Origin of the sequence: Flavobacterium arsenatis (assembly GCF_031456785.1) — a bacterium.
Classification (GTDB): domain Bacteria; phylum Bacteroidota; class Bacteroidia; order Flavobacteriales; family Flavobacteriaceae; genus Flavobacterium; species Flavobacterium arsenatis.
On sequence record NZ_JAVDVI010000013.1, the window covers coordinates 98,455 to 114,132 of the forward strand.

A 15,678-nucleotide genomic window follows, 5' to 3' on the forward strand; every position below is an offset into this window, starting at 1 on the left:
TAAAATTTAATTCCAGCGGTTTTTATTGAATTGATTTTTCTTCCAATACCACATCATTATAAATCCTGTCAAAGCACCACCTAAATGGGCGAAATGTGCTACTCCACCACCAGAAGCAGCTCCAAAAATAGAACTTCCTCGTAGACCTAAAACTAAATCTAAAACAAGAACTCCAGGAACAAAATATTTAGCTTTTATAGGAATTGGAATAAACATCAATGCTAATTCAGCTGTTGGAAACATAAAAGCAAAAGCAACTAAAAGACCGTAAATTGCTCCAGAAGCTCCAACTGCTGGAACTTGATTGGAAATTGCAGCTTCATACAAAGACTCAAAATTAGCGTTATTCAGTAGATCAATTTTACCTGCATTTTCCAATATAGGTGTAATTCCTTTCAAAAAAAGATCGCGTCTATAATGCGTTCCATCAGTATAATTGACATTAAGTATTTTATGCAAAGTTTCATTAGGCAAACTCATATTTGAAACACCGTCAAGTAAATTCTGAATCTCAATATAATTAATACCAGCATGCAACAGAGCGGCTCCTAATCCACATGAAATATAAAAAAACAAAAATTTCTTACCACCCCAAAAATGTTCCAAAGCACTTCCAAAGGAAAACAAGGCAAACATATTGAAGAAGATATGCATAATATTGGCATGCATAAACATGTGAGTTATGATTTGCCAAACTTTGAAATTGTCATTTTGAAAAGGGTAAAGTGCAAAAAAGCTTTCGACTTGAGGTGCCAATTGGCAACCTATAAAAAATATTATATTTATAATCAATAACTGCTTTACAGTTGGTGTGATGTTCATCATATTGAGAATTTTTTATCTAAATCTTCCACACGCATTGTGATGAAAGTTGGTTTTTGAAAAGGTGAAACATTTGGATCCTTGCAAGCAAAAAGTCCGTTTACCAAGTTTTCCTGTTCTTTTTCAGTTAAATAAGTTCCGGTTTTTACTGCCAAACTTTTTGCCATCGACTTTGCAATACTGTCGTTCTGGCTAAAGCTGTTCTCTGGAATGCCTTCCTGCAAATCGCTCAACAATTGTTCCAACACCAATGAAACCTCGCTTTCGGTAACATTGACAGGTATTCCTGAAATCACGATATGGTCTTCGGCTTCGGCTTCAAACACGAATCCTGTATTCGCCAAGGCAATTTTCAATTCGGAAATCAATTCCAATTCATTTTTGGAGAAAAACAAATTCAGAGGAAACAACAATTGCTGACTTGCCGCTTGTTGAATCGTCATGTTGGCTAGGAACTGTTCGTATAAGACACGCTGATGAGCCCGTTGCTGATCGACAATTACCATTCCTGATTTTATGGGATTTACAATGTATTTCTTGTGAATCTGATAAGTTTTATTAACTACTTTTTCAATATCACTATCATCAAATAAGGAAGCCGTTACTTCTTCACTTTCAAAATGAATTTCGGTATTTTCGACAAGGGTTTCCGTATCGTTTTTCAAACCAACATACAAGCTTTCCCAACTTGCTGTTTCACTTCTTTTGGTTCTAAAATTATCCGAAGAAGAATAGGAAGGCTTTGACGGTTTTTCATCTGAAAAAGGATTGTAGTTTCCGTCTACTTGAATCGTAGGAAAAGAGGCATCCTTATTTTTATATTCATAAGGCGTATCAAGATTTGCATCACGATCAAAATCCAAGACAGGAGCCACATTAAATTGTCCCAAGCTGTGTTTTATCGACGATCTCAAGATGGCATATAAGGCGTGTTCATCATCAAACTTGATTTCCGTCTTGGTCGGGTGAATGTTGATGTCGATGGTATGAGGCGGAACATCGAGGTACAAAAAATAACTCGGTTGGCAACCATCTTTCAACAAACCTTCATAAGCCGCCATAATCGCATGGTGCAAATAACCACTTTTGATGTAACGATTGTTGACAAAGAAAAACTGTTCGCCTCTGCTCTTCTTGGCAAATTCTGGTTTGGAAACAAATCCTTGAATCGAAACAATTTCGGTTATTTCCTGAACGGGAACCAGTTTTTCATTGGTCTTACCCGAAAAAATATTGACAATTCGCTGTCTAGAATTGGATGGTGGAAGATTGAAAAGTTCGCTTCCGTTGTGGTAAAACGTAAAATAAATATTAGGATGGGCCAAAGCCACTCGTTGGAATTCATCCACAATGTGACGGTGTTCTACAATATCCGATTTCAAGAAATTTCGCCTTGCTGGAATGTTGAAGAACAAATTCTTGATAGCAAACGAAGTGCCTTTTGGCAAAACGGCCAATTCCTGAGAAACAAATTTGCTTCCTTCAATTACGATATTATGGCCCAATTCTTCCTGATCCTGCTTGGTTTTCATTTCCACATGTGCGATTGCTGCAATAGAGGCCAATGCTTCTCCACGGAAACCTTTTGTATGCAAGGAAAATAAATCTTCCGCTTGACGGATTTTTGAAGTCGCATGTCGTTCAAAACATAAACGGGCATCTGTAACACTCATTCCAAGGCCATTATCAATGACTTGAACCAATGATTTTCCAGCATCTTTTATAATCAGTTTGATATCAGTTGCCTTTGCATCGACAGCATTTTCAAGAAGTTCTTTCACTACCGAAGCAGGTCGCTGAACGACTTCTCCTGCTGCAATTTGATTGGCTACGTGATCTGGAAGTAATTGAATTATGCTTGACATTAAAAAAAGTTCAGGTGGTTGGAAATGATTTAAAAAATGAGTTACAAATTTAACGAATTTAAATCTGGTTTTTGAGTTTAGAAAATCATAATAAAAACAAAAAACCTGTAATTTTATTAGATTACAGGTTTCGATATTTTTTTGCAAAAATAGCTTGTTATTCTTCTAATCTCTGACGTGTTTCATCAATTAGAATTTGATGTTCGTTTAATAGTTTTTGATTATGAAACTGATAATTAAAGTTCGATTGCTGACGAAGATAAGCCATTTTTATAGCCGCTATTCCAGCTTCGGTTCCTTTATTGCCATGAACTCCACCGCTTCTTTCGATAGATTGTTGTTCTGTATTATCCGTCAGGACACAAAAAATCACAGGAATATCCGAAAGCACATTCAAATCCTTGATACCTTGCGTCACACCTTCGCAAACAAAATCGAAATGCTTTGTTTCGCCTTTGATGACACTTCCAATCGTGATGACCACGTCTGGTTTTTGGGTTTCAATCATTTTTTTTGCTCCGTAAACCAATTCAAAACTTCCAGGAACATTCCATCGGATGATGTTTTCCTGCAAGGCTCCACAGTCTAAAAGAGCCGCAATTGCTCCAGAGAAAAGCCCTTCGGTTATATGATCGTTCCATTCTGAAACAACAATCCCAAACCGAAAATCTTTCGCGTTTGGGATTGAGTTTTTATCGTAATTTGATAAATTTTTATTTGCAGTTGCCATAGTAATAGTGTTCAGTTTACGGTATTCAGTTATCAGTAACTTAAATATAACAGATAACTGAAAACTAAATGTATTATTGAGACAAGCCAATCAAAGCATCAATTCCTTGTGCTTCTTGAGCAGTTTCGTAATTGTCTTTAATATCTGTAAAATATTTCAAAGCCTCTTCTTTGTTTCCTAAAGCCAAAGCGGTTTTACCAGCTTTCAACAAGAAACGTGGCGTTGTAAAATCATTTTTGTTAGATTCAGCAGCCTTTTTATAAAAATCCAAAGCTTCTTTTTGGTTTCCTTTTTGAGAATGAGCATCTCCAATTCCTCCAATTGCATTGGCTTTCAAAATAGCATCATCTGAACTAAATTTCTCTAAATAAGAAATCGCGTTATCATATTTCCCTGTATGCAAATAAGCCATACCAGCATAATAATTTGCTAGATTTCCTGCATTTGTACCTGAAAATTCATCAGCGATTTTTACAAATCCCCACTTTCCTTCAGATCCGTTCAATGCCAAAGTATACAATGAATCGCTTGAAGTTCCGTCCGTTGCCAATTGGAAATTCTTTTGAGCAAGAAACATCTGATCTGCAGCATCTACTTCTTTAGGTTCAACAACAAATTTGGTATACAATAAATAGCCGATTGCAGCAATTGCCACAACTCCAACCACACCAAGAATTATTTTTTGGTTTCTGGCGATAAAATCTTCGGTTTTAGATGCTGTTTCATCAAGTGAATTAAAAACCTCTGCAGTTGTACTGTCGCTTACATCAACATTTACATCTTCGATAAAATCTCCATCAACTTTATCTTCTTTTGCCTTAGGTACTTTATATCCTCTTTTATTATATGTTGCCATCTATTTTAATTTAGTGAGGTGCAAAAATAAAATTTTTATTCATATTTAAAAGATGTTTTTGTGGTTATTTTTCAATAATTTGCACACGTCAAAAAAACACTTCTACAATAGTTCTTTTTTGAAGCAAAATTCTCAATAACAGCAGGCATTTTCAGATGTATTTAAAAAAAATTTCCCTCTTTAATTATAAAAATTTTTCCGAAGCAAATTTCGATTTTGATACCAAAATCAACTGTTTTGTTGGGAAAAATGGCGTTGGAAAAACCAATGTGCTCGATGCGATTTATCATTTGTCGTATGGGAAGAGTTATTTTAATCCGCTTGCCGTTCAGAATATTAAGCATGGCGAAGAGTTTTTTGTGATTGATGGTGAATTTGAAAAAAGCGAACGTGTGGAACAAATTGTTTGCAGTTTGAAAAAAGGACAGAAGAAAATCCTGAAACGCAACAGCAAGCAATATGAGAAATTTTCGGATCATATTGGATTTGTCCCATTGGTAATTATTTCTCCAGCCGACCGCGATTTAATTGTGGAAGGAAGCGAAACGAGAAGAAAATTCATGGACAGCGTGATTTCGCAATTGGATTCAAATTATCTCCAACAGCTCATACAATACCAAAAAATCATCAGCCAGCGGAATGCCTTGTTGAAATATTTTGCCTTGAATCATGTTTTTGAAACCGATACCTTAAACATATACAACGAACAACTAAACAGTTTAGGGCAATCGATCTTTGAAAAAAGGAAAAGTTTTATTGCTGATTTTATTCCGATTTTCAACAAGCACCATCAAACAATTACAGATTCAAATGAAACCGTTCAGTTGGTTTATGAAAGCAATCTTCATGAGAAAGATTTACTGACGCTTTTGCAAGAAAACATCAATAAAGACAGGATTCTGCATTATACCAGTGTCGGAATCCATAAAGATGATTTATCTTTTGAAATCGACCATTTTTCGATCAAGAAATTTGGATCACAAGGCCAACAGAAATCTTTTTTGATTGCCTTGAAATTGGCCCAATTTGAATTTGTAAAAAAACAAAGTGGTGAAAATCCAATCCTGCTTTTTGATGATATTTTTGACAAATTAGACGAAAGTCGGGTTGAAAAAATCGTTGAAATGGTCAATAATGAAACGTTTGGACAATTGTTTATTTCGGACACGCATCCGGAACGAACCGAAGCCATCATCAAATCGACCCATCAGAGCTACAAAATGTTCAATTTGTAATTTTATTAAGGCTCGCGAAATTGCATCCAATATGAATATTACTTACTTTAGCTGTTCTAAAAAATAGTAGCCACAGATTCACAGATTCACAGATTTTTTATTTTTTATTTTTTATTTTAATCTGTGAATCTGTGGCAAAAAAAGAAGCAAAGCTTCATCAAATAAACCCTTAAAAAATGAAATTGTATAAAATAATCCCTTTTTTATTATGTCTCCTTTTTATTTCCTGCAATGGACAATCGAAAAAAGAAGTCAAAAGCATCAAGCCTGAAGAATTTGCCCAAAAGATAAAATCTACCTCACAACCCCAAATTTTAGATGTGAGAACGCCAAAAGAATTCAGTGACCAGCATTTGGACAATGCGGTAAACATCAATTGGAACGGCAATGACTTTGACAAAAAAGTAGCCGAATTGGATAGATCTAAACCCGTTTTTGTCTATTGTTTGAGTGGCGGAAGAAGCAGTAAGGCATCTGGAAAATTGGCAGAACTTGGCTTCAAGGAAATTTATGAAATGGATGGCGGAATCGTGAAATGGAATGCTTCCGGACTTGCCAAAAAAAGCAACGAAACCATCGGAATGACTTTGGCGGAATATGAAAAACTGTTAATTTCCGATAAAAAAGTCTTGATAAATTTTTATGCAGATTGGTGTGCTCCTTGCGTAAAAATGAAGCCTTACATCACTAAAATGCAAAAGAGTTTAAAGGATGTAACCATCATTCGCTTGGATGCCGATGCAAACAAAACACTGCTGACCGAACTGAAAATCGAAGAACTTCCTACCTTATTATTATATGAAAATAAAGAAGTAAAATGGAAACATTCGGGATTTATAAGCGAAGACGATTTAACTAAAAAATTATAAAGATGCTGACCAACGAATCATTACAATTTCTGGAAGATTTAAAAGCCAATAACAACCGTGATTGGTTTCAGGACAATAAAAAACGTTACGAAATCTTCAAAAAAGACTACCATCAATTGGTTTCGGATTTTTTGGATGTAATGAAACCACTCGACCCTTCGTTGGAGTTATTGGAAGTCAAAAATTGCACGTTCAGAATCAATCGTGACATTCGTTTTTCGAAAGACAAATCGCCTTACAAAGCACATCTAGGCATTTGGATGTCGGCTGGTGCAAAAGGTGCGAATCGTTCGGGGTATTATGTTCATATTGAAAAAGGCGGAAGTTTTATTGCCGGAGGATTTTATTCGCCAGAAGCGGAAGAGCTAAAAAAAGTCCGTAAGGAAATCGCTTTCTTTTATGATGATTTGGAAGAAATTCTAAACGATGTAACCTTCAAGAAAGAGTTTGGAAGTTTGGACAGAACCGAAACCAACAGCTTAAAAAACGCTCCGAAAGATTACGAAAAAGACCATCCTGCAATTGAACACCTGAAGCTGAAAAGTTTCACAGCTTCTCAAAAATTTGACATCAAGGAAGTTTCGCAAAAAGATTTTGTAGCTAAAATGTCTAAAAAATTAATTGCCTTGAAACCTTTGAATGATTTTATAAATCGGGCTTTGACTTCTGAATAAAAATTCCTCGCGAAAGATTAAATTCGCTTACTTTTGAAGCGTTAATTATTGACTTACATCTTATGGAAATCATCGAGAATTTCTCCTTAAAAAAATACAATACATTTGGAATTGAAGCCAAGGCGAAAGAATTTACAGCCGTTCATTCAGTTGACGAATTGAAAACTGTTTTAGCCAAAAATCAATCGAAAAAGAAATTCATCTTGGGTGGCGGAAGCAACATGCTCCTTACGCAAGACATCGATGCTTTGGTCATCCATATCGATTTGAAAGGAAAAAAAATAATCCGTGAGGATAATGATTTCGTTTGGGTAGAAAGTCAGGCGGGCGAAAATTGGCACGAATTTGTACTTTATACCATCAACCAAAATTTCGGCGGACTCGAAAACATGTCGCTGATTCCAGGAAATGTAGGAACGACACCAGTTCAAAACATCGGAGCTTACGGAACCGAAATCAAGGATACTTTTGTTTCGTGTGATGCTGTTAAAATTGACAATCAAGAAACCAGAACTTTCACTAAAGAGGAATGCAATTTCGGTTACCGTGAAAGCATCTTTAAAAATGATGTAAAAGACCAATACATCATTACCTCTGTGGTTTTCAAACTCACAAAACGCAACCATAAAATCAATACTTCCTACGGAGATATTACGGCTGAATTGGCCAAACAAGGTGTCACAACTCCTACTTTAAAAGACGTAAGTAATGCTGTGATTGCTATCCGACAAAGCAAATTGCCCGACCCGAAAGAACTTGGAAATAGCGGAAGTTTCTTTAAAAATCCAATAATTTCAAAATCTGATTTCGAAAAAGTACAGCAAAAATTTCCAGACATTCGTTTTTTTGAAGTTTCCGATTCCGAAGTAAAAGTTCCGGCTGGTTGGCTTATTGAGCAAGCCGGTTTCAAGGGAAAACGTTTTGGCGATGCTGGAATTCATAAAAATCAAGCCTTGGTTTTAGTGAATTATGGCAATGCAACCGGACGAGAAATTTTAAATGTTTCGAAAGATATCCAAGAAACCATTTTTACTACTTTTGGTATTCATATTGAGGCAGAAGTTAATGTGATTTAATTTTTTATTTTCAGAACAAATCTGAAATCTAAACTCTAAAATCTACAATCAGAATGCACATCCCCGAAGACTATAAAAACCACAACCTCGAAGAAATCAAGGATTTCATCCAAAAGAACAGCTTTGGCATTCTAGTAAATCAATCTGAAGGAAAATTAACTGCAACTCATATTCCTCTCGAACTTGATAAAAACGAAGATGGAAAGGATGTATTGTTTGGACATATTTCCAAAGAAAACCCGCAATGGAAAGGTTTTGAATCTTCTGATAAAGTATTGGCTATTTTCTCTGGTCCACACAGTTATATTTCTTCATCATGGTATGATTTCGAAGGCGTTCCCACTTGGAATTACATTGCCGTTCACGTTTACGGAACCGTGAAAATCATCGAAGGCGAAGCGCTTTTATCTTCCTTGAAAAAACTAGTAGACAAATACGAAGCCAATTCAGAAAATCCTGTAAGAATTGAGAATCTCTCGAAGAAAACAATGATGATGACCCGCGGAATTGTTGCCTTTGAAATTGAAATCGAAGAAATCCAAGCCAAACATAAATTATCCCAGAACCGCGACCAGAAAAACTACGATACCATTATTGTAGAACTCGAAAAAACAGGAAACAATGAGGCGAAAGCTATTGCAGAAGAAATGAAAAAATGTCCACGATAAAATCGATAAATTTCCTCTCACAATTTTCATCTAGTAAGGATTGATTTGATTACTTTTGCACACATTTTAAAAAGAAAACGAAATCATGTTGCTACCATTACTTTTTTACGTTTTTATTGGCATTGTTTTCATCCAATTCCTCTACTATATCGTGGTTTTTGGAAAATTTGCTTTTGCAAAACCTAAAAAAAACAACCTGAAACGCATTCCTGTTTCAGTAATCGTTTGTGCTAAAAACGAAGCAGAAAACGTGGCAAAGTTCATCCCGATTCTTGCCACTCAAAACTATCCTGATTTCGAAATCATCCTAATCGATGACGCTTCAAGCGATGCCACACTCGATATTTTCGAAGCTTTTGAAAAGGAATATTCCAATATCCGATTAGTAAAAGTGGCAAACAATGAGGCCTTTTGGGGAAACAAAAAATTTGCCTTAACCCTTGGTATTAAAGCTGCTTCGAAAGAATATTTGTTGTTTACCGATGCCGATTGCTATCCAACATCTGAAAACTGGATTGCCGAAATGACCTCCAATTTCACCCTCCAAAAAACCATTATTCTGGGTTATGGAGCTTATGAAAAAATTCCGAATTCGTTCCTGAATAAAATCATCCGTTTCGAAACATTACTCACTGCTGTTCAATATTTTTCTTGGGCAAAAATGGGAATGCCTTATATGGGTGTAGGTCGAAATATGGCCTACAAAAAGGAAGAATTCTTCAACGTAAACGGTTTTATCGATCATATGAAAATCCGTTCAGGCGACGACGATTTGTTCGTTAACCAAGCCTCCACAAAGAAAAACACGACCATTTGCTTTTCGCCCGAAAGCTTTACCTATTCAAAACCAAAAACCTCATTCACGGATTGGTTCACCCAAAAAAGACGTCACATTGCAACGGCAACCTTCTACAAACCTTTTGACAGAATGCAACTCGCACTTTTCTACAGCTCGCAATTGCTGTTTGTTTTGTTGCCAATTGTCTTGCTAGCGTTTCAATTCCAATGGATAATCGTTCTTTCCCTAATCGGTTTCCGTTACCTTTTTGCCTGGATCATTATGGGTCTTTCAGCAGGAAAATTAAAAGAAAAAGATGCCATATATTGGTTTCCAATCATCGAAATAATCCTTATATTCACGCAATTAAACGTGTTCATCACCAATATTTTCTCAAAACCCGTACATTGGAAATAAAACCACTGATAGAAAAAGCGAAAGCTGGCGACCAAATCGCCTTCACTTCCCTATTGGATTTTTATTGGAATGAAGTCTATGGCTTTATGCTCAAACGTACTGAAAATGAAACCGATGCCGAGGACATCACCATCGAAACTTTTGCAAAAGCATTCGACAAAATCGCCACTTACAACCCCGAATTTCAATTCAACACCTGGCTGATTGCCATTGCAAAAAACGTCCACATCGACCTTTTACGCAAGAAAAAATCTTCCCTTTTCATCGAAATCACAGATGAGGAAGACCAACAGGCTTACAATGTCGCCGATACAACACCATCTGCCGAAGACGAGCTTATCACCGAACAAAACCTTTCACAGCTTCTTCAATACATCAAGGAATTGAAACCGCACTATCAAGAAGTCATCCAACTTCGCTATTTCCAAGAATTAAGCTATCAGGAAATCGCCGACAAGATTGAAGAACCGCTTAACAATGTAAAAATCAAGATTCTTCGTGCCAAGAAACTGCTGGCCGAAATCATCCAAAACAAACGCTAAATTTTTTTAGGAGCGAAACGTTCGGCAAACAATAAAACCATATTCCTGCCTTTCCTTCCAAACCTGCCTGTCGGCAGACAGGTCTTTTATTTTTTTTAAAGAAAAAAAACAAAAGGATTTCCCCTCCAGTCAGGGCTAAAAGGCCAATCAAAAACCTTCCAAACACGCTTACTATTTACCATACATCTTCCTGCTTAAAACATACAACTTCCCTCCTTATTCAAAATATTTTCTAAAATTATTAACAATCCTATACTATTTTTCTTAATACTTACGTTTAAAGAAAATATAGCTCTTTAGAATAAGAGATAAATCATCCAACAATAAAAAATAGAGAATAGAAATAAAAAATACTTCGCCTATGCATCAGTAATACTTAACCTTAACAAAAATCATAAATTATGTCTAATGTAAGTATTTTCGAAACCCGATGGATTGACCTTGTTTTTGAAGGCAAAAACAAGGAATATGGTGCATATCAACTGCGTCAGGAAAATCCAAAAACAACTGTAAAGGCATTGTTAGTAGCAACCACATTGTTTTGCTTGCTCATTACAATCCCAATGATCCTCAACCAATTTGGTCAAAAACCAATTGCAAGTTCAGAACCTATCATAGGTGATATATTGACCATCACAGATGTGGTTTTCCCTCCAAAAAAAGAACCTGAAAAAGCAAAAGCTCTACCTCCAGCGAGAAAAGAAGAACCTAAAAAAGAAATCACCAAAGAAAATCTTGTGGATCCAACAGTGGTCGAAAAGGAAAAAGCCAAAACCGATATCGCAACAAACGAGGAAGCTGAAACCAATCCAAACGAAGGTTCTACTGAAGGAACTGGAACCACGCCATCTACGGGAGGAGTTGAAGGTGGCATCATCGGTGGCGAAGGCAAACCAGATGATGGTGGTGGTGGTGGCGAAGGTCCACGAGGTCCCTACGGAACCGCCCACCTCGACAAAATGCCAGCCTATCCTGGCGGGATTGAAAATTTCTATAAATATGTCGCCAAAAATTTCAAGGCACCCGAAATGGATAATGAAAAGGCAATAAAAGTATATGTTTCCTTTGTTATTGAAAAAGACGGCACCATGACCGACATCCGAGTGCCAAGAAATCCTGGCTACGGATTGGACAAGGAAGCCATCAGGGTTTTAAAATCCCTGAAAGTAAAATGGGAACCAGGAATGATTGCAGGTAAACCTGTAAGAACAGCTTATAATCTTCCAATAAACATCCAGTTGAGATAAACCGCAAAACACCTAAATCAAAAAAACCGCAAAAGAGAACTCCTTTGCGGTTTTTTTGATTCTTACTATTAATCTTTATTCAAAAACAAGACTTCCATAATGCAACACTTCTAAATTAGCGGCACTGTCATGTGTAACAGATTCTGCTTCCATCTTAAGTTGCGAATTCAAAAGGCTTAGGTTAAAATATTCATCAGAAAAATTACCTGCATAAACAATCCTCAAATTATCCTCATTTTCAATCACCCAAGTCCAACTTTCGCTTTCTTCACCTTCAATAGCGGTTTCTCCTGTTCCGTCTTGGTTAAATATCAAAGTAAATCCTGCTAATTGAAGATTCATATCACTTTCAATTTCTGCTGGTGTCATGGCAGATGTTCCTGCATTTACAACATTAATCAATTCATAATGACTGAATGTCCAAGGACTATTTTGCACCATTACATCTTCAAGTTGAACTTCAGCAACTACATCGGCAGTATCGTCATCGTTCGAACATGAATTAAACAATACCAATCCAAACAGTAAACTTGCAACTAATCTAATCTTTCTCATATATTTTACGATTTTTGCTCCTTATTAAAGTAAACCAAATAATAATACATCTGTTTCTCCTCGTCCCAACCTTTTTCTACATATTTTTCAGCACTTTCAGGATTGATGAAATCTAATTTAATTTGAATATTAGTATCCAAATTAATCACGTTCTTCATCTTTTTTCTGGCGTCCGAAACGGCAGCGTTTGCAATCGGGAAATTCGTAATGTCCTCGATGCTGTATTTTTCTCCTTTATCAACCTTGTAATTTTTAAATTCTGGAATCAAATCTGGATTGTCCAAAACCTCGTTCAAGAAATTTGTTTCCTCAAACTGGTCGTTCTTTGCAAAATAATTCACTGAACGGTTCATGAACATTACTTCCTCTTTCTTGTCTTCAGCTGGAAGCACTACATCTTTTGCAAAATCCTGAACAAACTTCAAGTATTTTTTGGTCATGAAATTTTCATCCTGAAAAGCATCAACCGAAAGGAAATGCTCCAACCAATATCTCGCATCATAACGGTTACTGTCAACTGTCAAAATCTTATAACCTTCCTCTTTTTTGTAATTAAAAATCAAGCAACCTTTGTCCAACTTGTTCAAATTGATTCCTTGTTGCAGAATCATTTCCAAGTGCGTGTCTTTTTCTTCAAACTGCAAGAAATCAGCCTGCAACTCACTTTTAAAAATTCCGATGGCATCCACAACATTGTTATCAATACTCACATTCGTCAAATACGTTACATAAACTTCTCCGTTCTTAATATGAGGATGATTCGATTGCTCAAACAAATGTTTCGTAATTTTCTTTGAAACTTCATGAACACTCGAAGGATCAGCAAAAATCTCAGAAGCCAATTTAAACATATCATTATAATCCAAATCCACCTCATGGGCAAACTGGAAATAGTTTTCCTCTTTTTCCCTGAATGGCTTAAAAAAGTATTCCTTAATCAAAGGCACAATCTCATCTCCCAAGGAAAACGGTTGTTCCGATAAAAAAATAGCCTCGTTACGGCTCTTGTTCCCTACCCTGTGGATAGAAAGCGACTCAATATGAGTGTTGAATAAATTGATCATTTTTTGATTGTATTAGATAAAAGAACCAAGAAGAAAGATCCAAAAACCTTAACCTCTTGGTTCATTATATATTGTTTATGCAAGTCTTTTTTCTTGCTTCTTATTCTATTTTCTGACCCTAGTTCCAATTCTCCTCAAACCCATAATCCTCAAAGTTATCGCCTCCATCAAGATTATCCAAGTCATCCTCATCAAAATCATCTTCATAGTCGCCATAGATATCATCATTCATATCGGCTTCAAAGCTTTTCTCCATCGCCTCATCCGGCATTTCTCCATGCGAAAACAACAAGTTCGGATAAATCAAGCCAATTTCTTGGTCCTCAATCGCAGCCAATTCTACCAAGAACGTCCACATATTGATAAAATCATACACATAGATAATCTTCGTATTCTCGGCATCCAAAATATCCGAAAGCACATAATCGCTCATGATTCGCTGTTCACCAGGAACATCTCCCGTGTCAAAAAGCGAAATCTCATCCTCCTGGTTCCACGTTTCGTCACACGTATAAAACGACGCCACTTCCATCCCGTCAAAACCAAAAGCATTAAAAATTGCATTGTGCAAATCCTCCAACGTATCGTCTTCAAGTATTGCAATATCCCGAAAAACATCCTCCTCGGCATCAAGAATAACTCTGAATTTATAAACCATAATCTGTAAATAATATTGAGACGCCAAAGGTAAAATTTATATTCTGTTTTACCCTAAAAAGTAATCAACAAAATTTGCGTATGCATTTTCAGAAGCATCACTTTTGGCATTTTATCAATCCATGTTCCCGCTGGAGCCACTCGCTTTGCAACAGCTCTTACGGCAGTTGCAAGAGCTCAAACAATGGCACCATCGGGGCTAGACTAATAACTTTAGGCTTCTTTTAAACTTTCGGGACAAAGTTTGCGTCAAACCAAGACCTAATAATTTGTCGGTTTTCATCCTGCAAGGTTTTCAAAACCTTGTAGGTATAATAAATTCAAAGATTACAAGATCTTAAAGTACCGAACTCTAAATTTAGGAACGGGAAAAAAACTGTCAGGTCTCCAAAATAAACCCTCCAAAAACACAATCCACATCAACCTAAAACCCAGAACCTACAACCTTCAACCAACCTCTTTTAACTTACAACTATTTTTCGTAAATTTGCACTCCAAATAAAGGAAAGAAAAAGATGTTAGATAGATTGCAAATAGTAAAACAGCGTTTCGACGAGATTTCAGACTTGATTATCCAGCCTGATATCATTGCCGACCAAAAGCGTTATGTTCAGCTAAATAAAGAATACAAAGACTTGAAAGCATTGGCTGAAAAGCGCGATGAATACGTTACCATTATGGGTAACATTGACGAAGCAAACGAAATTATTGCCGACGGTAGCGACCCAGAAATGACCGAAATGGCCAAAATGCAATTGGAAGAAGCCAAAGAGCGTTTGCCAGAATTGGAAGAAGAAATCAAATTCATGCTAATTCCAAAAGATGCCGAAGATGCCAAGAACGTGATGGTCGAAGTTCGTGCCGGAACCGGTGGCGACGAAGCCAGTATCTTTGCAGGTGATTTGTTCAGGATGTACACCAAATATTGCGAAAGCAAAGGCTGGAAAACTTCTGTTGTAGATATGAACGAAGGAACTTCTGGAGGTTTCAAAGAGGTTATCTTTGAAGTAACTGGAGAAGACGTTTACGGAACTTTGAAGTTTGAAGCCGGAGTTCACCGTGTTCAACGTGTTCCACAAACCGAAACGCAAGGTCGTGTTCACACCTCTGCAGCAACCGTTATGGTTTTACCAGAAGCCGAAGAATTTGACGTTCAGATTGACATGAACGACGTTCGTGTTGACTTTTTCTGTTCATCAGGACCTGGAGGACAATCGGTAAATACTACGAAATCTGCCGTTCGTTTAACACACATTCCAACAGGATTGGTCGCTCAATGTCAGGACCAGAAATCGCAACATAAAAATAAAGACAAAGCTTTGGGCGTTTTACGTTCTCGTCTATACGAACAAGAATTGGCGAAAAAACAAGCCGAAGATGCTACAAAACGTACATCCCAAGTAAGTTCTGGAGACCGTTCTGCAAAAATCCGTACCTACAATTATTCTCAAGGTCGTGTAACCGACCATAGAATCGGAATGGATATTTTCGATATGGATGGTGTCATGAACGGTAAAATCCAAAAATTGATTGATGAGTTGCAACTCGTTAACAATATGGAGAAACTTAAAGAAGCAAGCGAAGTTTTCTAAATGTATTAAGATTTGAGTATCAAGTATTAAG

Annotated in this window: 16 protein-coding genes; 9 read left to right on the top strand and 7 right to left on the bottom strand. The window is 36.6% G+C overall.

Annotated elements, in window-relative coordinates; all coding sequences use genetic code 11:
* Window positions 1-6: 6 nt before the first annotated feature.
* The 4 genes from J2X31_RS14130 to J2X31_RS14145 all read right to left on the bottom strand — a co-directional run bounded on the left by J2X31_RS14130 (window position 7) and on the right by J2X31_RS14145 (window position 4,273).
* Window positions 7-825: a rhomboid family intramembrane serine protease gene (locus J2X31_RS14130; RefSeq protein WP_310027505.1), complete on the bottom strand. Its 819-nt coding sequence runs from the start codon at window positions 823-825 to the stop codon at window positions 7-9.
* On the bottom strand, window positions 822-2,687 hold the full coding sequence (gene mutL / locus J2X31_RS14135; RefSeq protein WP_310027506.1) for a DNA mismatch repair endonuclease MutL: 1,866 nt from the start codon (window positions 2,685-2,687) through the stop codon (window positions 822-824). Before mutL ends, J2X31_RS14130 begins: the two co-directional genes overlap by 4 nt.
* A 157-nt stretch (window positions 2,688-2,844) precedes the next feature.
* Complete coding sequence (gene ribH, locus J2X31_RS14140; protein ID WP_310027507.1) at window positions 2,845-3,417, bottom strand: 6,7-dimethyl-8-ribityllumazine synthase; 573 nt, start codon at window positions 3,415-3,417, stop codon at window positions 2,845-2,847.
* Window positions 3,418-3,490: 73 nt separating this feature from the next.
* The gene (locus J2X31_RS14145; RefSeq protein ID WP_310027509.1) at window positions 3,491-4,273 is read right to left on the bottom strand and encodes a tetratricopeptide repeat protein; all 783 of its coding nucleotides are present in this window, start codon (window positions 4,271-4,273) and stop codon (window positions 3,491-3,493) included.
* Between the two features lie 155 nt (window positions 4,274-4,428).
* On the opposite strand from J2X31_RS14145, the gene recF reads away from it, so the two are divergent.
* The 8 genes from recF to J2X31_RS14185 all read left to right on the top strand — a co-directional run bounded on the left by recF (window position 4,429) and on the right by J2X31_RS14185 (window position 11,779).
* On the top strand, window positions 4,429-5,508 hold the full coding sequence (gene recF, locus J2X31_RS14150; RefSeq protein ID WP_310027510.1) for a DNA replication/repair protein RecF: 1,080 nt from the start codon (window positions 4,429-4,431) through the stop codon (window positions 5,506-5,508).
* Between the two features lie 176 nt (window positions 5,509-5,684).
* Window positions 5,685-6,377, top strand: a complete 693-nt coding sequence (locus J2X31_RS14155; RefSeq protein WP_310027511.1) for a thioredoxin domain-containing protein — start codon at window positions 5,685-5,687, stop codon at window positions 6,375-6,377.
* 2 nt (window positions 6,378-6,379) lie between these two features.
* Entirely contained in the window at window positions 6,380-7,051 is a 672-nt protein-coding gene (locus J2X31_RS14160) for a DUF2461 domain-containing protein (protein WP_310027513.1), read from the top strand.
* 62 nt (window positions 7,052-7,113) lie between these two features.
* A complete protein-coding gene (gene murB, locus J2X31_RS14165; RefSeq protein ID WP_310027515.1) occupies window positions 7,114-8,127 on the top strand; it encodes a UDP-N-acetylmuramate dehydrogenase in 1,014 nt (337 codons plus the stop codon).
* A 53-nt stretch (window positions 8,128-8,180) separates the two neighbouring features.
* Entirely contained in the window at window positions 8,181-8,795 is a 615-nt protein-coding gene (locus J2X31_RS14170) for an FMN-binding negative transcriptional regulator (protein ID WP_310027517.1), read from the top strand.
* 88 nt (window positions 8,796-8,883) lie between these two features.
* The gene (locus tag J2X31_RS14175) at window positions 8,884-9,990 is read left to right on the top strand and encodes a glycosyltransferase (protein ID WP_310027553.1); all 1,107 of its coding nucleotides are present in this window, start codon (window positions 8,884-8,886) and stop codon (window positions 9,988-9,990) included.
* Window positions 9,981-10,532: an RNA polymerase sigma factor gene (locus tag J2X31_RS14180; RefSeq protein ID WP_310027519.1), complete on the top strand. Its 552-nt coding sequence runs from the start codon at window positions 9,981-9,983 to the stop codon at window positions 10,530-10,532. Before J2X31_RS14175 ends, J2X31_RS14180 begins: the two co-directional genes overlap by 10 nt.
* Before the next feature lie 401 nt (window positions 10,533-10,933).
* Entirely contained in the window at window positions 10,934-11,779 is an 846-nt protein-coding gene (locus J2X31_RS14185; protein WP_310027521.1) for an energy transducer TonB, read from the top strand.
* 75 nt (window positions 11,780-11,854) lie between these two features.
* On the opposite strand, the gene J2X31_RS14190 is transcribed toward J2X31_RS14185, so the two are convergent.
* From J2X31_RS14190 to J2X31_RS14200, 3 genes are all read right to left on the bottom strand, one after another.
* Window positions 11,855-12,334: a hypothetical protein gene (locus tag J2X31_RS14190; RefSeq protein WP_310027523.1), complete on the bottom strand. Its 480-nt coding sequence runs from the start codon at window positions 12,332-12,334 to the stop codon at window positions 11,855-11,857.
* Between the two features lie 5 nt (window positions 12,335-12,339).
* The gene (locus J2X31_RS14195; RefSeq protein WP_310027524.1) at window positions 12,340-13,398 is read right to left on the bottom strand and encodes a nucleoid-associated protein; all 1,059 of its coding nucleotides are present in this window, start codon (window positions 13,396-13,398) and stop codon (window positions 12,340-12,342) included.
* Between the two features lie 118 nt (window positions 13,399-13,516).
* A complete protein-coding gene (locus tag J2X31_RS14200; protein ID WP_310027526.1) occupies window positions 13,517-14,056 on the bottom strand; it encodes an IS1096 element passenger TnpR family protein in 540 nt (179 codons plus the stop codon).
* A 514-nt stretch (window positions 14,057-14,570) separates the two neighbouring features.
* Here J2X31_RS14200 and prfA point away from each other — a divergent pair.
* Window positions 14,571-15,647: a peptide chain release factor 1 gene (prfA, locus tag J2X31_RS14205; protein WP_310027527.1), complete on the top strand. Its 1,077-nt coding sequence runs from the start codon at window positions 14,571-14,573 to the stop codon at window positions 15,645-15,647.
* Window positions 15,648-15,678 lie beyond the last annotated feature (31 nt).